The sequence below is a fragment of the Litoreibacter roseus genome (assembly GCF_009811795.1).
GTDB lineage: Bacteria > Pseudomonadota > Alphaproteobacteria > Rhodobacterales > Rhodobacteraceae > Litoreibacter > Litoreibacter roseus.
On record NZ_BLJE01000002.1, the window covers coordinates 895,013 to 913,969 of the forward strand.

General features: G+C 58.0%; 16 protein-coding genes. 10 read left to right on the forward strand and 6 right to left on the reverse strand.

The features are described from left to right. Positions 1–60 precede the first annotated feature (60 nt). Genes KIN_RS11455 through KIN_RS11480 form a run of 6 tightly spaced genes read left to right on the forward strand, consistent with a single transcriptional unit; the run spans position 61 to position 5,775 of the window. Positions 61–1,191, forward strand: a complete 1,131-nt coding sequence (locus tag KIN_RS11455) for a hypothetical protein (RefSeq protein ID WP_243144900.1) — start codon at positions 61–63, stop codon at positions 1,189–1,191. A 51-nt stretch (positions 1,192–1,242) separates the two neighbouring features. Beyond that, positions 1,243–3,174 (forward strand): ATP-binding protein, encoded by a 1,932-nt coding sequence (locus tag KIN_RS11460; RefSeq protein WP_159807008.1) that lies wholly within the window; start codon positions 1,243–1,245, stop codon positions 3,172–3,174. Continuing rightward, positions 3,171–3,401: a hypothetical protein gene (locus KIN_RS11465; RefSeq protein ID WP_159807010.1), complete on the forward strand. Its 231-nt coding sequence runs from the start codon at positions 3,171–3,173 to the stop codon at positions 3,399–3,401. Before KIN_RS11460 ends, KIN_RS11465 begins: the two co-directional genes overlap by 4 nt. Continuing rightward, on the forward strand, positions 3,398–4,819 hold the full coding sequence (locus KIN_RS11470; protein ID WP_243144901.1) for a DUF6638 family protein: 1,422 nt from the start codon (positions 3,398–3,400) through the stop codon (positions 4,817–4,819). The genes KIN_RS11465 and KIN_RS11470 overlap by 4 nt, the downstream gene beginning before the upstream one ends. Continuing rightward, a complete protein-coding gene (locus KIN_RS11475) occupies positions 4,816–5,085 on the forward strand; it encodes a hypothetical protein (RefSeq protein WP_306439004.1) in 270 nt (89 codons plus the stop codon). The genes KIN_RS11470 and KIN_RS11475 overlap by 4 nt, the downstream gene beginning before the upstream one ends. 12 nt (positions 5,086–5,097) lie before the next feature. Next, complete coding sequence (locus KIN_RS11480; protein WP_159808015.1) at positions 5,098–5,775, forward strand: DUF1523 family protein; 678 nt, start codon at positions 5,098–5,100, stop codon at positions 5,773–5,775. Here KIN_RS11480 and KIN_RS11485 read toward each other — a convergent pair whose 3' ends face one another. Together KIN_RS11485 and deoC are read right to left on the reverse strand one after the other, a co-directional pair. Then, positions 5,776–8,082 carry an aldehyde dehydrogenase family protein gene (locus KIN_RS11485; RefSeq protein ID WP_159807012.1) on the reverse strand — a complete coding sequence of 769 codons (2,307 nt, stop codon included), beginning with the start codon at positions 8,080–8,082 and terminating at the stop codon, positions 5,776–5,778. Positions 8,083–8,085: 3 nt separating this feature from the next. Next, positions 8,086–9,078 carry a deoxyribose-phosphate aldolase gene (gene deoC, locus KIN_RS11490; protein WP_159807014.1) on the reverse strand — a complete coding sequence of 331 codons (993 nt, stop codon included), beginning with the start codon at positions 9,076–9,078 and terminating at the stop codon, positions 8,086–8,088. Between the two features lie 113 nt (positions 9,079–9,191). On the opposite strand from deoC, the gene rpe reads away from it, so the two are divergent. The 3 genes from rpe to KIN_RS11505 all read left to right on the forward strand — a co-directional run bounded on the left by rpe (position 9,192) and on the right by KIN_RS11505 (position 11,645). Next, entirely contained in the window at positions 9,192–9,869 is a 678-nt protein-coding gene (gene rpe / locus KIN_RS11495) for a ribulose-phosphate 3-epimerase (RefSeq protein ID WP_159807016.1), read from the forward strand. A gap of 91 nt (positions 9,870–9,960) precedes the next feature. Continuing rightward, a complete protein-coding gene (locus tag KIN_RS11500; protein WP_159807018.1) occupies positions 9,961–10,887 on the forward strand; it encodes an ABC transporter ATP-binding protein in 927 nt (308 codons plus the stop codon). Then, the gene (locus KIN_RS11505) at positions 10,884–11,645 is read left to right on the forward strand and encodes an ABC transporter permease (RefSeq protein WP_159807020.1); all 762 of its coding nucleotides are present in this window, start codon (positions 10,884–10,886) and stop codon (positions 11,643–11,645) included. Before KIN_RS11500 ends, KIN_RS11505 begins: the two co-directional genes overlap by 4 nt. Here the strand turns inward: KIN_RS11505 and KIN_RS11510 are convergent. Both KIN_RS11510 and KIN_RS11515 read right to left on the reverse strand, forming a co-directional pair. Then, positions 11,635–12,426: a CE1 family esterase gene (locus KIN_RS11510; protein WP_243144902.1), complete on the reverse strand. Its 792-nt coding sequence runs from the start codon at positions 12,424–12,426 to the stop codon at positions 11,635–11,637. The genes KIN_RS11505 and KIN_RS11510 overlap by 11 nt on opposite strands. A gap of 82 nt (positions 12,427–12,508) precedes the next feature. Further along, complete coding sequence (locus tag KIN_RS11515) at positions 12,509–16,171, reverse strand: chemotaxis protein CheB (RefSeq protein ID WP_159807024.1); 3,663 nt, start codon at positions 16,169–16,171, stop codon at positions 12,509–12,511. 284 nt (positions 16,172–16,455) lie between these two features. Here KIN_RS11515 and KIN_RS11520 point away from each other — a divergent pair, with 284 nt between their 5' ends. Further along, positions 16,456–17,127: a hypothetical protein gene (locus KIN_RS11520; protein ID WP_159807026.1), complete on the forward strand. Its 672-nt coding sequence runs from the start codon at positions 16,456–16,458 to the stop codon at positions 17,125–17,127. Positions 17,128–17,133: 6 nt separating this feature from the next. Here the strand turns inward: KIN_RS11520 and KIN_RS11525 are convergent, their stop codons facing one another. Both KIN_RS11525 and truA read right to left on the reverse strand, forming a co-directional pair. Further along, complete coding sequence (locus KIN_RS11525) at positions 17,134–18,132, reverse strand: nuclear transport factor 2 family protein (protein ID WP_159807028.1); 999 nt, start codon at positions 18,130–18,132, stop codon at positions 17,134–17,136. Continuing rightward, a complete protein-coding gene (gene truA / locus KIN_RS11530; RefSeq protein ID WP_159807030.1) occupies positions 18,129–18,905 on the reverse strand; it encodes a tRNA pseudouridine(38-40) synthase TruA in 777 nt (258 codons plus the stop codon). The genes KIN_RS11525 and truA overlap by 4 nt, the downstream gene beginning before the upstream one ends. Positions 18,906–18,957: the final 52 nt, after the last annotated feature.

An 18,957-nucleotide genomic window follows, 5' to 3' on the forward strand; every position in this document is an offset into this window, starting at 1 on the left:
ATGGACGTCTGATGCGGATCGTTCCGGCTTAGGGAAGTTGGGTGACGGGAGCGGGAGCGGTTGACGCAGGACATTGACCTCACCATTGATCACGCGGGTCTAACGGACAACCTCGCGGCGCGGCGGTATTTTGCGAAGTTCGAGCGCATCACTGACCATCTGGCGCGGGTGGCGGGCGAGATGGAGCGGGAGCGGACGTTCTCGAAGACCGATGTGTCCATCGTGTCGAATTACGTCCAGCGGATCGCGGCGACGTTTCGGGCATTGAGCCAGAAGTATCTGCTGACAGGGCGCGATACAGGTGTGTTCTTTGGCTCGCTCAACATCGACCGGGTTGAGTCCGGTTTTCCGGTGTTCGGCGAGTTGATGACGATGGCCAATGATGCACAGCAGGCGGGACGGCATCTGGACGGGATGCGGTCGCAGGCTGAGTTGAAAGACGAAATGATCCGTCAGATTGTCGGCGATCTGACGATCCCGACAAAGTTGCAATATGCCATGTCCCAGCGGCTCTATTATGAAGAGCTTGCGCGGGGGGACCTGTTCTGGGCCCACAACGATCCGCAGGCAATCTGGCAAGGAAATTCAAATGGCAGGAAACGTTATCTGATCCATTGGGCGGTCTATGACAGCCGCCAGAATGTGCCGACAATCTACCTGATGGAGGTGGAGGATTCAGGCGATATATCTCTGCCCAAGGACGACCGGCGCTGGCCCGCCGCGCAGGCTCATCTGGCAGCGCAATCGACAGCGGGCTTGAAGTTGTTGACCATCGCGCAAGGGTTTGATCGGGATTTCGACGATCTGCACCCAAAGCGGCTGCGGCGCGTGCATGTGGGCCCGATGTATTCCAGCGCATTCACGCTGCAATCGGGTCCCATTCGCGAGGTTCTGGAAGAGGCGCAAGCCGCCCCGGGCGAAGACTGGGCGCTGGCCTGGACCATCGAGGAGTTATGGTCCGAGCGGGTTGAGTTGGAGAAAAAGGGCTGGTTCGGTCAAGTGGAGCGCGAGATTTTCCGGCTGGATCCCTTTGCGGGACGCGGTGCGGAGACCGGTGCGACCTCCATCGAGCGGGCGATCATCTTGCCGCAAAAACCGTTTCAGGTGCTGGCGGAACGGCAGCCTCAGGGCTTTGCCAGTGTGCGCAAATTCGTAGTCAGCCCGGCGGGTCGCGTCGTCGCATATAAATAGCACCAGCTCGAGATTTGATATGATGACAGAGTTAACATGTGAAGGACTGAAATGAGCCAATCTGCCGATCTGATGGACCTGACCGAGGAAGATATCCGTAAGCACTATCCGGCGGCTCTGTCGATGCTGCAGGGGCTGGATCACACGCCGCGTTTGGCCAAGGCGAAAGAAGCGCCTGTGGCCGAGCGTTCTGCGGGTTTGGGGACGCGGCGCCGGTTTCGGTCAACCACGCCCGGTCTGGTGACGCGCTCGACCGCGCGGCCCGAGGGTGTGCGGTTGGTCGAGCAGGTCGAGGGGATCGGCGAGGATGAACTGCCATCGCCCCTGCAAGCTACGGTGCTGCACAAGCTGCGCCGATCTTTGGCGATTGCGCTGGCGACGGGGGAGGCGTTTTCTGAGGCCACGGGTCTGGCCGAGTTGAAGCGCGGCAATCTGGAAGGGCGGCTTTCCGACGACAAAAAGGCCGCGTTCACGGAACTGCTGGCCGCCGAGGCGCTTGCCACGCTTTACACTTTTGCCAACGCCACCTCTTACCTGCTGGCGCCGTCCCTGACCGAGGTCACGGTCGAGATCGGGGCCGTCGAGGAAGTGCTGACAGACAATGCACAGTTGGCCTTGCATGGGGCGCTGTGGGAACTGGATCAGGACGTCGCGTTGTTCGCTAATGAGGACACCAAACTGGTGGCGACGGTTGCGGCCTTCGCGGAGCAGTTGATGGAAAAGGTCGCCCTGCGCGCGCAAACCGCGCCGCGGCTGGTGCCGTTTACCGGCGCGTCCTACCACGTGGAAGCGGACGGTCTGACGATCAATGGGTTTACGCCCGCGCGGGCGGCCAAGGGCTCCAAACTCACGATGACGTTCAAGAAGCCGAACGAGGTCGTGGGCAACCACATTGCCAAGTATCAGGCGATGAAGCTGTCCAAGATGCTGATGGCCTATGATTTTGAGCGCAAGCTAAATCCGTTTGCGGAGCTTGGCGGCTTCATCTTTACCTTCATGGGGGACGGTGCGCCCGGTACGGGTAAAACGACGCTGATCCAGATGATGGCGGGGCTGATCTCGGGCTATTGCGAGACAGCGGGCTATGCGTTTCGTTATCAAAACCTAAGCACGGACAATATCGACAGTTATCAGGGTAAATCGGGTCAAAACGCGAAGGCTTTTATCAACAACGTGATTGATCCGAACGTGATCGGGTTCGGCACGATTGATGACATCGACCAGTTGGCGGGCAAGCGGGGCGACCGGCAGTCGAGCGCGGGTCAGCTTGAGATCACGGCGGTCCTGATGGAAAGCTTTGCGGGCGCAAACACGGTCGTACGCGGCAATTGCACCTTTGGCATGTTCTCGAACTACCCCGAAAATGTGGACGACGCGCTGCGGCAGCGGGCGGGTGCACGCTTCCTGGTGGATGGACCCCAGACGCGGGAGGATTACATCGACATTCTGCATTTGCTGATGGGCAAGAATCACGACATCCCCGTGGGCGACCATGATCTGTTCGCCGCGCAGGAAATCAAGAAAGCCGTGGCTGCGTCGTTCGACAGCCACTCCAAACCGCACGAGGCGGGTCTGCTGGAAGTGTTTGACCGGGTGAACAGCAAGATCGGCGGGTTGGACACGATTGCGAAGCTTGGTACCTACCTGAAGGGCATTCAAGAGGCCGACCCACGTTTCACGGGGCGCGCGATCAAGAACATCACGGATGCGGTTAAAGTGCGCGCGATGGATTTTGAACTGCCCGATGAATGGATGGATGAGCCAGAGTTGTTCCTGTTCAAATCCTATGACGATAAGAAGGCGATGATCGAAGAGATGCGCCAGCCGATTACAGTCGAGATGGTCATTCAGGAAATCAACCGCTACGCCGACAGCGAATTCCGCTACGCGGACAAATCGGACGAGGTCGCCATCGAAAATATGGTGCGTGACTACGGCCGCACCGAAGAGGCCAAGCGGCGGTATCTGGAGAGCAAGGGGTGAAGATTGCCCTTATCATATCAGTGTTTTTTGCGCCCTTTGTGGTGGCGTGGGGCGTGACGGGCTCGGTCTGCGGGTTCGCCAAGCCAAGCGCTTTACAATGCTATGAGGCGGGCGATGGCTACTGGAACCTGTTTTTCAGTTACCTCATCATGTTCTCTATCGCGATCTGGGTCGGCGGCGGGCTTGCCTATCTCCTGATCCGTCTGCGCAGGGCAGATGCCCCATGATGCGGTTGATCGAAAAGGGGTTGATGTATGGCAACCTCTACCATGTCTCGAGCCCCGCTTTGGTGGCGCGGTACAATCGTGCGCTGGAGCGGTTGTCTGGCAAGCAGACGGCGCTGACAGATTTTCACATCGACCTGTCGGGGTACGCACCCGAGATTGGCGTGGAACTGGACGATCCCCTTTACCTGAACCCCAACGGGTGTAACCGGCAGTTCATTCTGCTGTCGACTGAACAAAAGACGGCCCCGCTGCTGGAGTCGAAGTTTTCAACGTCCCGCGGGATCTTGCGACGGTTCATCGAGGAAAACGAGGCGCAACTTTTTGCGCTGACCGCGCGGGATGCGGTGGCGGGCGAGTTGGTCAACTCGGTTTACAGTGTGAACAGCGCTGCGGACCTCTTTGACATGCGGCGGGTCACCATCGAGGCTGATACGACCGGAGGCCATGTGGCCGAGGCGGCAAAGCTGAGCGATATGATCGAGGAATTCCGCACGCGCGATGATGCGTGGTGGGATGATGTCCTGATCGCTGAGATGATCACGCTGGCCAAGACGACGGGCGACGTGACACGTGCACCGATCCGCCTGTCTAAGGACAGCTACGATCAGGAGAATTTCTGGACCGCGCATTTCGGCGGGCTTTACGTGTTCCGCTCGGTCGATCATCCGGCCGCGATCACGGTCGGTCCGAAAGAGGATCTGGGCGAGCTGCCGATCAACTTCACCATGAGCTTTTCGGAGCGCAATCATATCGCCACGTTTCTGGCGATGAACGACCTGGTCGAGCCGATTGTGAAAGCCAAGGGCATCAACGCGGCGGCGATCCTGAGACAGAAGCTGGATTTCATGATCGTGGACGTGGCAGCCAGTGCGGGCATCAATCTGACTGGCTTGCGGCGCTCTGATCTGCGTGGTCTGGCGCGGCGTTATGCTGCGGAACTGCCCGAAGAGTTCCGCGTGCTCAACGAACTGCTGCGCTGGGCTGAGGGCGGCGGGCCGTGGCCACGTATTGCCAGCGGTCATCCGGCGTATTTCTACACGCTGCGCGCCAAGCCGCATAAGGACAGGGATCTCATCAATATGCTGCTGGCCGAACTGTGCCCGTTGGATGTGCGTCAGCTGTTCATCTGCCACAAACAGCTATTCTACGACAGCTACGCCACGTGGCCGGACGAGAAGAAGACCTATGTGGCTGATTTCCTTGCGCGCGAATATCAGGCGGACAAAGCAGGCGCGCGTGCGGCCCTTTTCGGGGCAGATGCGCCGCTGAGCGAGCCTGAGAACGAGGAACTCGGTATCGTGGCGCAGGTCGGGCCGTGGGGACGCATTTCGATCTCACGCGACGACGGTGATGATGACGAAGATGACAAAAGACGGCGGAAGGGCCGCAAGAAGAAGCGGCGGAGGGACGACGATTGATACTGGGACTTATTCGCCTGAATATAGCGGCGCTGGCTTTAATGCTGATCGTTTATTTCGTGCTGTCCATATGGTCGCGATCCGTGCGACGCAAGAAATTGGGCGAGGAATGGGACGAAGAGGTGCAAACCGGGGACCGTGCGGCCTACGTAGAAGAAGGGCTTGAGGATTACGACCAGTCCTTGCGCCGCAAACTGATTTTAGGGGTGTTTGTCGTACCGTATCTGGTCATTGGCCTTCTGGTTTATGTGATGAACTTCCAATAGGGAACTGCCATGTTGCGTTATCTGAAATACACCTTCTGGACGGTCTTCTGGGTTCTGGTCCTCTCGTTCCTGCACTACACGCTTCCACAACGCGATATCGTGCGTATTGTCGATACTGAGGTACGGCGTGTGGACTTCGGGGAAAACTCGATCTTCTGGGCGCAGGCCGATACAGGGCAGGACAATGAAGGCGTGAACCGGGATGTCCGCTTCATCAATGCGGTGAAAGAAAACGGTCGGATCCGCGTTTATCGCAACGAAGATACAGGCTGGGGTTGGCCGCCTTATTTCAAGCTCGATTCCTCCAACCTGCAGACGGAAGCCGCTGATCTGGTAAGCGAAAGCCGGGCCAACCCGCAATGGGTGATCCTGACCCATTATGGTTGGCGGAACGAATTTCTGTCGATCTTCCCCAATGCCGTCGGCGTGCGGGCCACAGATGATCCCAACCAGCGGCTGATCCCGTGGTTCAATATTCTGGTTCTGACCATTCTGGCGGGGCTTGCACTGGGCTTTTTCCGGATGACTCAGTGGTTCCGCCGCGAAAAGATTGATCCGATCCTCGAAGATGTGGGGGAAACGTGGGACGCGGTGGACGCGCGCGCGGACGATGCCCGGGACAATGCGCGCGGCGTCTGGGGCCGGTTCAAGGCGTGGCTTGCCACATGGCGCGGCAAGCCGCGGGTCTGATCACTCGCCGTAAGGTACCCAGATATTTTTCACTTCTGTTGCCGCCCTGAGCAGGTCGGCGTCGGACGGTTCGTTTGTGATCCATGTGCGCTTGAGATTTCCCGTTGAGGCAGTCTCAATCTGGTTCGCCAACGGCGTTGAGGAGATGGACCAGACGGCATCCACATCATTGTGCGCCGCCAGATGAGGGGCCAGTTCCCCGTGGCTGCCAGTCAGAATGTTCACGACACCTGCGAGGACATCGGAAGTCTCAAGCACTTGCATCAGATCCGTGGCGGCCAGCGGGAAGGGCTCGCTTGCGACCATGACCGCGCGATTGCCCATCGCGATGGCCGCGGCCATGGGTTTGACGAAGCCGAGAAGCGGCGCGGCGTCATCGCAGAGCGCGCCGATCACGCCTACAGGTTCCTTCATGGCCAAAGCGACGCCGCGGATTGGCACGCCGTGCACTTGACCGTCATATTTGTCGGCCCAAGCGGCGAAAGTGAAGAGCGCCTCCAGGCTGGCCTGCACCTCGGCCATGCCTGATTTGCCTGTCATATTTTTCAGGCGGGCTGCGAACTCATCCTGCCGCGCAGCGAGATTTTCGGCTACGTAGTAAAGGATTTGCGCCCTGAGATGGCCGGTTGTCTTGGACCAGCCCTTCGCGCCTTGAGCGGCCTCGACCGCGTTGCGAATGTCTTTGCGGTTCGCAAGGCTGACCTCACCCAAGGCGTGACCCTTGGGACCGTAAATCATCTGGGAGTAGCCGCCATCCGGACGGGCCTGCTTGCCGCCGATATAGAGCTTGGCGGTGCGGTCAATGGGGCTGCCGGATGCGCCGTCGCCGGTGAAGGGTTTGACCTGTGCCGGGGCTTTGATCTGTTTCTTCGGCTTGGTGTAACTGGACAGCCCTTCCCATCCCCCTTCGCGCCCGAACCCGCTTTCGCGCACGCCGCCAAAGCCCGCAGCGGCATCCATGAGGTTTGTCGCGTTGATCCAGACGATGCCGGAGACGAGCTTCGGCGCGATATCGAGCGCAAGGTTTATGTTCTCGGTCCAGACCGTCGCGGCCAGCCCGTAGCGGGTGTTGTTGGCAACCTCCACGACCTCTGCCGGGGTACGGAATGTGGTTGATACGAGAACGGGACCAAAGATCTCTTCCTGCATCAGCTTGGCAGAGGTGGTCAGACCGGTGATAAGCGTTGGCGGGTAGAAACAGCCGGCAGGTGCTGGACCTGCCTGATAGATCTCGCCATCGCTATTGTTTGCCACCAGCGCCGAGATGGTCTCAAGTTGCACCGGATCAATGATGGCCCCGATGTCGATGCACTTGTCCAGTGGGTCACCGATGCGCAACCCATCCATGCGGGCTTTGAGCTTGGCATAGAACGTCTCCGCAATGCCTTCCTGCACCAGAAGGCGGGAACCGGCGCAGCAGACCTGACCCTGATTGAACCAGATGGCATCGACCAGACCTTCGACCGCGCTGTCCAGATCGGCGTCATCGAACACGATGTAGGGAGACTTGCCGCCAAGCTCCAGCGTAAGGGATTTACCGCTGCCTGCAGTGGCTTCCCGAATGCGACGCCCGACGGAGGTTGAACCGGTGAAGGCCACCTTGTCCACGTCGGCTTCCACGATACGCTCACCCGTGGCACCGTCGCCTGTGACGATGTTGACGACACCCTTGGGCAATCCGACCTTGGCGCATATCTCGGCGAACAGCAGCGCGGTCAGGGGGGTGTATTCAGCGGGTTTCAGAACGACCGTGTTGCCCATTGCAAGCGCAGGTGCGATTTTCCATGCCAGCATCAGAAGTGGAAAATTCCACGGGATCACTTGACCGCAAACGCCCAAGGGCGCCCGGTCTGGCAATTCGCTGGCCATTAACTGGGCAAAGCCTGCGTGATGGTAGAAATGGCGTTGGGCCAGCGGGATGTCGATGTCGCGGCTCTCGCGGATCGGTTTGCCGTTGTCGAGGGTCTCCAGAACCGCAAAGAGCCTGCTGTGTTTCTGAAGCGCGCGGGCAATTGCATAGAGATAGCGCGCTCGCTCGAACCCGCTGAGCTTGGCCCATTTCGGTTGCGCCTTACGAGCGGCCGCGACGGCGGCGTCCACGTCTTTCTGGGTGCCTTGGCTGATTTTGGCCAAAACTTCCCCGCGGGCGGGGTTCTGCGTGTCGAATATCTTGCCCGGTTTGGTGAACGCGCCGTCAATGAAATGCCCGAACTTGCGGTTGTGCGTGTCCAGCCAGTCCATGGCGGGTCCGGCATCCTCGGGCGCGGGGCCGTAGTCCATCGTGTCGAAAATCTCTTTGACGTTCATGGCTTATCCCATTGCATGTCGGTGATTGGCGGAATAGGCGCCGGTCAGGTGATGTTCCAGTTGTCGCTCTATGTCGCCCAGAAGGGACGATGCGCCGAAGCGGAACAGATCCGGCTGGCACCAGCGCACGCCTAACTCGTCTTTCATCAGGGAAAGGTAGATCAGCGCGTCTTTCGCCTTGGAGATGCCGCCTGCAGGTTTGTAGCCTACGTGATAACCCGTGGCGTCGAGGTAATCACGGATCGCGCGGATCATCACAAGGCTGACGGGCAAGGTCGCGTTGACGCTTTCTTTGCCGGTGGAGGTTTTGATGAAATCCGCCCCTGCCATCATGCAGACAAGCGAGGCGCGGGCGACGTTGCGCAGGCTGCCAAGCTCGCCGGTGGCAAGGATGGCTTTGACATGGGCGTCGCCGCATGCGTCGCGAAAGGCGCGCATCTCTTCATAGAGCGCCTGCCAGTCCTGGGTCAGCACGTGGCGGCGGGAGATAACGATGTCGATCTCCGCGGCCCCGGCCTTCACGCTTTCCTCAATCTCGGCGATCCGAAGGTGCAGTGGCGAAAGCCCCGCAGGAAACCCGGTGGAAACGGCGGCCACGGGAATGCCCGAGCCCTGCAACGCGTCGATGGCGGGGGCGATCATGTCGTGGTAGACGCAGACTGCACCGGTGGTCAGACCGCTCATGCCGAGCGGCTCAAGGATATCTTCGCGCACGGGCTGGCGCGCCTTGGCGCAAAGACGCTGAACGCGGCCCACGGTGTCGTCACCTGATAACGTGGTCAGGTCGATGCAACTGACCGCCTTCAAAAGCCAAGCGGCCTGATGGGCTTTCTTGACCGAGCGCCGCCCGGGCAGCGTCTTGGCACGGCGCTCAATCGCGGAGGTGTTGGCCTGCACGCGGGCCACCCAGTCCAGATCGAGGGCCATGCCGGGATTGCGGGGCGGATGCTCTGCCACAAGCTGCGGAAGCCGTGTTTCGGAGGCTGTTTTTTCCATGCGGGGATTCCTGAGAATGTCCTGCTCAAGGTGTCACGGTGGCGCGGCGGGTGCAAGTTGCGAGCGCGGGCAGAACCGGGTAGGACCGGGCCAAAGCTCCACGAGGTCTGCCCATGACATTTGATCGTTCCGTAAAAATTGCCCCGTCCATCCTGTCGGCGGATTTCGCCAATTTCGGTGCTGAATGCGAGGCGATTGAGGCGCAAGGGGCAGACTGGGTTCATGTGGATGTGATGGATGGGCATTTCGTGCCAAACATCACGTTTGGACCTGCCACCTGCAAAGCGATCCGACCCCATATCAAGACGGTGATGGATGTTCACCTTATGGTGGCCCCGGTAGATCCCTATATCGAGGCGTTTGCCGAGGCGGGGGCGGATGTCATCACCGCGCATATGGAAGCGGGGCCGCATATTCACCGCACCTTGCAGGCGATCCGGGCGACGGGCGCCAAGGCGGGTCTGGCGCTCAACCCGGGCACCTCAGTGGGCAATGTGGGATATCTGCTGGATCTGGTGGACCTGGTCTGTGTGATGACGGTCAATCCAGGCTTTGGCGGGCAGAAGTTCATTCACTCCCAAGTTGAAAAGGTCCGCACCTTGCGCAAGATGATCGGCGACCGGCCCATCCACATCGAGATTGACGGCGGTGTGACGCCCGAGACGGCGCCGCTGGTTGTTGAAGCCGGGGCAGACGTGCTTGTTGCGGGCTCTGCCGTGTTCAAAGGTGGCTCTGTCGAAAACCCTGATCCTTACGGTCAGAACATCCGCGCCATTCGTGACGCCGTCTGACAGCGCACGGATGCTGTGCGTCCGGGCAGATCAATCAAGGCTTTCAAGGAAAGCATGGCAGACCTAGGGTCTGCGCAAAGGAGACGGTGATATGTCAGCGATTGTATCTGCGCGGGCCCTGACGAAGGTCTATGAGGGCGGGTTTGAGGCCCTCAAGGGCGTGGATCTAGACATCGAGGAAGGTGAGATCCTTGCATTGCTTGGTCCGAATGGAGCGGGCAAGACCACGTTGATTTCCACGATCTGCGGTATGGTCACGCCGTCTGGCGGGTCCGTGACCGTCGGCGGGCATGATATTGACGCAGGCTACCGCCAAGCGCGCAAGCTGATCGGGTTGGTCCCGCAAGAGATCAATCTGGAGCCTTTCGAGAAGGTGATGAACACCATCCGGTTTTCGCGCGGTCTTTTTGGCTATGGGCCGGATGATGCGTATCTCGAGAAGATCCTGCGGCAGCTTTCGCTTTGGGACAAGAAGGACGCGCGAGTGGTGGAACTGTCTGGCGGCATGAAGCGTCGGGTTCTGATCGCCAAAGCTTTGAGCCATGAACCGCGCATCTTGTTTCTGGATGAGCCGACGGCAGGCGTCGACGTCGAGCTGCGGAAGGATATGTGGGATGTAGTCCGGGGTCTGCAAAGTGACGGTGTAACGATCATTTTAACGACCCATTACATCGAAGAGGCCGAGGCGATTGCTGACCGGGTGGGCGTGATCAGCGACGGTAAAATCCTGTTGGTGCAGGACAAGGATGAGTTGATGCGCCAGCTTGGTCAGAAGGAGCTTCGGATCGAGTTGCAGACGCCTGTGCCCCATGTCCCGGATGATCTGAAGGAGTTCGACCTGACGCGGGCGGACGACGGGTGCGCGCTTGTTTATACCTATGACACGGGCTCGGACCGGACGGGGATCACGCGGCTGATCAGCGCGTTGTCTGCGGCGGGGCTGGTGTTGAAGGACGTCTCGACCCACCAGTCTTCACTGGAGGAAATCTTTGTTGGTCTTGTGGGGGAAAAATCATGAACTTGCATGCGATCAAGGCGATTTACATCTTCGAAATGTCCCGGTTCTTCCGAACGTTTCTTCAAAGCTTTATCTCGCCCGTCATCTCGACCTCGCTCTATTTTGTCGTTTTTGGTGCGGCCATCGGTAGCCGGATTAATGAGGTCGATGGGGTCGATTATGCAGCGTTCATCGTACCAGGTTTGATCATGCTGTCGGTGATGACGCAAAGCACATCCAATGCCAGCTTCGGGATCTATTTTCCGAAGTTTATCGGGACGATCTATGAGCTTTTGTCGGCGCCGATCAGCTTTCTGGAAATCGTGATCGGCTACGTCGGGGCGGCCATGACGAAGGGATTATTCATTGGGATTGTGATCCTTGCGACGGCCTATCTGTTCGTCGATCTGGACATCAAATATCCGTTGGCCATGCTGGCCTTTCTGGTGATGACCTGTCTCAGCTTCAGCTTGCTGGGGTTCATCATCGGCATCTGGGCCAAGTCCTTTGATCAATTGCAGCTTGTCCCGCTGCTGGTAATCACGCCCTTAGTGTTTCTCGGCGGAAGCTTCTATTCGATCTCGATGTTGCCGCCCGTTTGGCAGACCATTACGCTGTTCAATCCGGTTGTTTATCTGATCTCCGGGTTTCGCTGGTCGTTCTTCGGCGATGCGGATGTGGCCATTGGGGTCAGCCTGTTTGCCATCGGGTTCTTCACCGCAATCTGTTTGGCGGTGATCTGGTGGATCTTCAAGACAGGCTACAGGATCAAGAGCTAGCCTCGGCCAGAAGCTGGTCGAGTTGGTGGGCAAACCATCCGCGCGGGATGAAGTGACCGCGCGGGTGTACGTCGAGTGTTACGTTCCGCCCGTTCTCGCAATCTGACCAGATGGTCCGCTCAAAAGAGTCCTTGGCGGTCGTGTCATAGTTTGAGACATCCGTCGCTGGTGTACAGTCCAGCATCTGGCGCCATAAGGCGACCGGATAGGTGGTGTCGCCGTCCCTGCCGAGGGGGAAGTCCATCACTGTGTCGCGCAGTCCGTGTACGTGGCGCACCTCGGCGGGATGGGTCGCACAGTTTTCCTGCTGATCGAGCGTGCCGGAGACGGCCAAAAGCGCGCGTACTTCGGTGCCGCTGTCGCACGCATAGCGCCATGCCATCGCAGATCCGTAGGAGTAGCCCGAGATGAAGATGTTATCGCGATCAATGGGATAGCGCTGTGCTGCGTCCTCCAGCACGGCGTTCGCAAAATCGACATCAGCGGTGTTGGCAGACCAGAAATTCCAAGTCTTGTTTTCCCCGTTCGGGGCAAGCAGCAAAACGCCCCGTGTGCGGGTTGCGCCTGAAATTCGGGCATGTTTGACGATCAGTGTACCCTGCCGGGCCCAGCCGTGAAAATGCAGCATGACCGGCATGGGCGTCACGCCGTCCCACTCATCGGGCAGCTTTACATGGTAGGATCTGTCGCCCAGATCACAGGGAATTTCGGCGCCACAATCCTGCGCTGCAACAGAGTGGGACATCACCGCCAAGGCTAAACCCGCCAGATACCGTATCACCTGCACCTCCTGCATTCTCGTTCGGACCAGTCTAGCTGCCGAGATCCACTCTGTGATCTCACAAGCGCTTGAGCTTCCGACTTTATTGATCGTCCTCATAAAGACTGAGAATGCCATAGAGATGCGTGATCTTTTCACCGTCCGGGGTCGTGCTGGCCTGAACCGAAATACGGCATGGTGCTGTTGTGGCATCCGCACGGTGGAGCGTGCTGTCGATGCCGAAAGGTTCGCCCTTCGTGGCTGCTGTATCAAACGCCTTTTGGACGATTTTGCGTTCTTTCTTACCGAAGCAGTCAATCAGGTGCACCAACGAGGCTTTCTTTTCCTTCGTTTCGTATTTCAGGATGCCGTAGACCGCATCGCTCCAGAACATGCGGCCGTCTTCAATCTCGAGTGAGAAGAATCCGAACGGGGCTGTGCCGTCTGCCAGCTTCGTCTGGGTTTTGAGATCTTTGACGTTCTGAATGTCGTCCAGACTTCGGAAGAGGCCTACGACATGCGCTGGCGCCCCGCCTTCGTCATACCCGATTTGCGCCCGTGCCTCTACCCATGCGGTCTCGCCGTCGCCGCGGATGAGCCTTGCTATGAAGTCGTATCCCCGTGACGTCTCTATCGCTTTGTGTACCAGATCCGCGACCATCTCACGATCGTCAGGGTGATAGAGGTCGATGGCGCTTTGCAAATCAGGCTCGTGCTCTCGCGGGTCCAGCCCATGAATGTCGTAAACTCTGTTGGACCAGTGCAGCTTCTGATCCTCCAGATCGATGCGCCAATACCCTATGTGTTGTTCAGCATCCATCAGGTTGAGAGATTGCAGATGGATGCGCGAGCTTTCCCGTTCTTCGATCAGGTTGGTGATGTCGCTGCCGACGATGAAGACAGATGTCTCTTCGGTGATCGGATCCACATAGGAAAACCGCTCCGCTGCGATCCAGCGTTTTCCGCCGTCATCGGACGTGACGGCGACATTGGCCTGATCGACCGCTCCGCTGACGATCTCCATCAGTTTGCTGTCGTCCTTGTCCTTGCTACCGTCGCGCAGGTTAAGGATCGTCTGTAGGTTCATTCCAATCGCGTCGGACTGTTCGATCCCGAGGCTTTCAGCTGTCTTGGCGGACAAACGCTGAATTTTGTTGTTCTCGCCAAAACGGATCAGATGAAGCGGCGCATGGTCCAGAATAGCGCCCATCTCAGTCGCCAGCGAATCCGCCGTGGCAGAGCTGACAATGATCAGTGTCACACCCAGAAGCTGCCCCATGTCACCGCTGAACGGCATGCACTGGAGGCGGTACAATTTATTTTCGGATTCGAAGTCCAACTCGATTGCATCGCCAAAATGAAGCGCACGGTTGCAGACATCCACAAGGCGGGGGAAACCGTCTGGCAGGCTAACCTGACTGAGGTGGGGCGAATTGATCGGGACCGGAATATCGAACATTTCGACCGCGGCGCGGCTGGCCCGGCCGATTTGCAGCGCGTTGTCGAGCACCAGAAGGGGGATCGGAATGTTGCCCAGAACCGATCCAAGTTCTGCATTGAGGGCGGTCAGTTCTGATGAGTTCACCTGAAGTTCTTCGTTCACCGTGATCAGTTCTTCATTGGTGGACTGAAGCTCTTCGTTTGAGGTCTCAAGCTCCTCGTTCGTGGCCTGAAGTTCCTCGTTTGTTGATTGCAGCTCCTCGTTCAGCGCCTGCAGCTCCTCGTTTGAGGTTTCAAGTTCCTCAATCGTTTGCTGCAATGCTTCGCGGGCCGTGGCGAGTTCCAGATCAAGCTCTCGCAGGTGTTCGCTCGACAATTCGTTTGTTGGCGCCGCGTTTGCATCCGCTTCGTCGAAATCCGTTTTCTCCCACCGATTTATCGTCAGAAGTGCGAGCTTTTCTTCGGTCTGACGTGCCTTGATCGGAATGGCCTCCAGACGGACCATTTCGTTGTCGCCGACCGGATGCCTTCCACCAACGCGCTTGTCCTGATGGCGGATTGCCAGTGTCACAAGGCTGCGCGCCTCTTCCCGGAAGGGGGACTTCAGAAGGGCAAGTTTGAGGTCGAGCTCGACACCTTCGCTGAGGTCTACATAGGGCGCGACTTCGCCGTAGATGCGCAGAAATGAGTGATCCTCAGACACGAGAATCGCGTTGTCACCCAGCGATCGCGCGAGCCCGTCGAACATCATGCGCTCAACAGATTGGTCGGTTTTCAGCTCAGGTTTGCGCGCAGGGGTCGCTGCCAGAGGCGTTCGAGACGACCAGTTGCCACTAAACGTATGCGGCTCGATGGGTTGCTTGCGGGCTAGCATCCGCTTCCGAAACAGACGGACCTGATCGGATGCCGAATGGAACAGCGCGTCGGACCCGCTGATGTTCTCAGCGGTGCCCAGAAACAGGTGGGCGTCCTGTTTTAGCGCATAGTGCAGGCGCGACAGTACCCGCCCCTGAAGTTTGGAGCCGAAGTAGATCAGCACATTGCGGCAACAAATCAGGTCCATGTTGAGGAAAGGGGGATCCTGACACAGGTTGTGATCGGAGAAGAGAATCACCGAACGCAGGGCTTCGATCACCCGCACGCCGTCAGACTGCTGGATGAAGTATGTCTCCACCAATTCTTGTGGCACGTCATAAAGGGCGCCTTGGGAATACTGCCCGCGTCTGGCGTATTCGAGTGCGGCCCGGTCAATGTCGGTTGCGAAAATCTGCGTTCCGGATCGGGCAAGCGCGTTAGGACCACCCATCGCCTCGGCCAGCATGATCGCAATAGAGTAGGCTTCCTCCCCGGTGGCACAGCCCGCGACCCAGATCCGAAGGGATTGTTGCTCGTTCTTTTCGACCATTTCGCTCATCGCGTCGGTCAGGCCAAGGAACTGTTCCTTATCCCGGAAAAACCGGGTCACCGAGATCAGCATGTCCTTGAGCAGCGCGTCCACCTCGGGCGGATGGTTGCGGCAATAACTGACATATTCTTCGATGGTTTTGATGCCAAGGGCCGTCATGCGCCGTTCCATCCGGCGTTGGACAGTCGCTTGTTTATACTCACGAAAATCGACGCCGGTGCGGGCCAGCAGGATTTGCAGGACGGTGGCCGTCGGCCCCTGCATATCGTCGCCTTCCCGGAACTGTTCGAGACTGCGCGGCGATGCCATTATACTTTTGAGTTGGGTGCCAATCTGGCTAGGTCGCAGGACCAGATCGACGCAGCCGGTCTCAATGGCGGCGTTGGGCATGCCGTCATATTTTGCGCTGCTGTCATCCTGAGCGATGGTAATGCCGCCCGCCTCACGAACGGCCTGGACGCCGTAAGCTCCGTCCGATCCAGTGCCGGACAAGATCACCGCAGTGCTTCGCTCTCCCAATTCGTTGGCCAGACTGATCAGGAATCGGTCGACCGATGGCTTGGGTTTGCCGGGTTGGTTGCTGGGTTCTACCAGCAAAAGCCGTCCCTTGTTGATCACCACATCGTAGCGGGGCGGGGTCACATAGATGATGTCCGGTTCCGGTACCATGTCGTTTTCTACGTCCACCACATTCAGCGTAGTTTCACTGGCGATCAGATGGGTCATGAGACTTTTGTGCTGAGGCGACATGTGCTGTACGAGCACGTAGGCACAGCCGTAATTGGGCTGTAGTGCGCTTGCGAGCTCGCGGATCGCCTCTAGCCCGCCGGCAGATGAGCCGACGCCGACGATGGGAATCGCTTTCCTTGGGGTTGCTGTCTCGATTTCAGCTTGGTCCTGAGCGTCAACTTGATCTGTCACTTTGCCTCAAATCACGAAAAATGATTTCTCTGGAAGGGATTGCTGGCTGCGGGATGCGTGATGTGCAGAGAACAATTGCCTAATTTCTAAATTCGATGGAACGAAAAATTAATACTGTTCGCGTAATAGTCTGTGCCTGACTGGAACAGGTTATTTCGAAAAAGGCAAGAAAGCGCCGAGGTCATGTCCGTAAACCATTTATTAATGAATTTTAATTAGCTGTTATCCTTACAGGCACTGCGGACACCAAGTAGATATTCGTTTTGCCCTTTGCGGAGTGGTTCATGAAAAGTGTGATGATGAATAGACCGGGCGATCAGGATACCTTTGTTGTGCATGTCATGCGCAAGCCTGGTGCTGTGCCGTTTGTCACTTCGATTGAGCTGTTGCTCGCCGACATGCGCAACCGTTACACGTTTAAAACGCCGCGGAACTTCAAATCCCTGTTCACGGACGACTTGGCTGATCGGCTCAACGAAGTGCTTGGTCGGATCGAGGGCGAGGAAACTGTTGTCAGCCTTCCCGACTTTGAAATGGCGAAACCGGGTCTTGTGCTTGCTGGATTGCGGGTTCTCGTAACGCGGCTGTCCGATGGGGTCGAACATATCATGATGCGCTTTCGTTATTACGTTGGTGCGATCAAGTCCGTTTTCAAATTTGATGAGACGATCACCATAGAGAGTGCGACCGTGCGGGAGCAGATTGCGGTGGAGGTGCTGCGTGACATCGTAACACCGCTGTTTGACATTGTTGCGCTGTCCGACAGCAATCTGACGCGGATGAGCGACAACAATCAGGATGCGATCAGAAAGAGGCTGCGTGCTATCTCGTCGCGTCAGAATGACCTTTCGTTCTACCTGTCTCTTTTGCAACGGTATGTCGCCGGATGCGAATCCGACACGAACAACAAACTGACCCAGGCGATGTCGGAAAAGCGGAAGATGCTGGCTGAGTAAAACCGGTCAGATGTCGCCCGTCTGAAGAAGTATCTGCTTCCAGATCGCTGTTTCATCAAAAAGTGTCCATTCCCGCCGAACAGTGCCGTCTTCATGTCCGTAGGGGCCGAACTCGGCATGCGTGATTCCCATCACGTGAACATTCGCCCCCGTTGGTCGTCCAAAGTGGCCCCAACCGTCATGGACACCATCAAGGGACCATCTCACCGCAGCGCGGGGTGAAGTTTGAGGGTCCTGAGCCCCGATGATGTGATGGATTTCAAACTTTGCGGAAGGAAACGACGCCCGCAATCCAAGCCAAAACCCATCAGCATCGCGGGGGCCGGTGCCTGTCTTGTGGCCAGGATACGCCAAAGCTGCTGCTCGGTCGTAGCGCCCCGGAATGGTTGAGAACTCAGCTGACATAATCCGGTAGAGGACATCTGCCAGTGTCTGACCCCATGGATCATCCGTGCCACGACCCTGATAAGGGCCCTCTATGTTCAGCGCCGGGCTGAAGGGTTGTACGCAGTGTTCTGGCCCACCTTCTCGTCTGATCAGATCACGGGTCCAATCGATGACATCAAAACCCATTTGCTGAACGATGGCGCTCTGGTCGCGCACAAGCCATTCATCTTTCACCTGATTATCGGCGCAGAAACAGTCGGCAATGATTCGGTAGGTCAAAGCGCGGCCTGTCGGGGGGCCATAGATGCCCTGTTGCGTATGGGTCGCGGTGCAAATTAACCGGTGAGAGGACAGAAACCCACCATTCGCATGATCCGAGGCGTCGCACCAGATCACGTCTTCTCCAAAGAGTGCCCTGTCAGGAAACTCTGCCAACGTCGCCAGCGTCGCGGCGATGATCCCGTCATTGCCTTTCACGATGGACGCCGGGGACCGAACGATTAGATCATCGCCGTAATAGGTGTGTAGGGTGTCGATGCCCCGGTCTTCCCAGATGGCTTTCGTGATACCCAAGATGTAGTGCGCAGGATCGGTCCATTTCGGATCGAAATTTTTCATAACCTCTCCTCGAACGGATCGTCTGGATAGCCCACACCCGACAGGTAGAGCCCTTCTGGCGGGGACACCGGCCCGCACGCCGCGCGGTCTTTCGCGTCTAGGGCAGTTTTAATGTCGCTTGGCTGCCACGACCCAGACCCGACCCGTGCCAAAGATCCCACAAAGCTGCGCACCTGATTGTGTAGAAAAGAGCGCGCGCGCAGGTGAAATCTGTATTCCACGCCATGGTGGGACGGGACCTCTTGAATACTCAGTTCGTCGAGGGATTTCAGAGGCGACTTGGCTTGGCACATGGTGGAGCGGAAGGTCGTGAAATCGTGATGCCCAATAAGATGCTGCGCGCCTTCCGTCATCGCCTCTACATTCAGGCGATGATTTATCTGCCAGACCAATCCGGCCTCTTGGGTCGACGGCGCGCGTCGGGACAGCAGTCGAAAAAGGTACCGCCGCTCGGTCGCACTGAAGCGGGCATGCCAGTCGTCTGCAACGGGGGTGACCTGCAGAACCGCGATCGGGTGGGGCCGCAGATGATGGTTCAGTGCCTCCGACAGCCGAAACGGCGTCCAGTTTTTCACCATGTCGCAATGGGCAACCTGAGCGAGCGCATGAACGCCTGCGTCGGTGCGTCCGGCTGCAGCGATTCCGGGGCAGTCCGGTTCCAGCTTGCGCAATGCGGTTTCAATACAGCCTTGAACCGTGACAGGCCCGTCTTGCCGCTGCCATCCTGCGAAGGGGCCGCCGTGATACTCTATTTTCAATGCGTAGCGTGGCATTCCGCCCCCATATCCCCTTGAGGCAGAAACGCCAAGACCTACACAGTGCCGC

Excerpts from the sequence above, each read along its gene's own strand:
- truA (WP_159807030.1), bottom strand. The coding sequence starts at position 18,905 with ATGCCACGCTACGCATTGAAAATAGAGTATCACGGCGGCCCCTTCGCA.
- rpe (WP_159807016.1), top strand. The coding sequence starts at position 9,192 with ATGACATTTGATCGTTCCGTAAAAATTGCCCCGTCCATCCTGTCGGCG.
- KIN_RS11505 (WP_159807020.1), top strand. The coding sequence starts at position 10,884 with ATGAACTTGCATGCGATCAAGGCGATTTACATCTTCGAAATGTCCCGG.
- KIN_RS11520 (WP_159807026.1), top strand. The coding sequence starts at position 16,456 with ATGAAAAGTGTGATGATGAATAGACCGGGCGATCAGGATACCTTTGTT.
- KIN_RS11485 (WP_159807012.1), bottom strand. The coding sequence starts at position 8,082 with ATGAACGTCAAAGAGATTTTCGACACGATGGACTACGGCCCCGCGCCC.
- deoC (WP_159807014.1), bottom strand. The coding sequence starts at position 9,078 with ATGGAAAAAACAGCCTCCGAAACACGGCTTCCGCAGCTTGTGGCAGAG.
- KIN_RS11460 (WP_159807008.1), top strand. The coding sequence starts at position 1,243 with ATGAGCCAATCTGCCGATCTGATGGACCTGACCGAGGAAGATATCCGT.
- KIN_RS11500 (WP_159807018.1), top strand. The coding sequence starts at position 9,961 with ATGTCAGCGATTGTATCTGCGCGGGCCCTGACGAAGGTCTATGAGGGC.
- KIN_RS11470 (WP_243144901.1), top strand. The coding sequence starts at position 3,398 with ATGATGCGGTTGATCGAAAAGGGGTTGATGTATGGCAACCTCTACCAT.
- KIN_RS11525 (WP_159807028.1), bottom strand. The coding sequence starts at position 18,132 with ATGAAAAATTTCGATCCGAAATGGACCGATCCTGCGCACTACATCTTG.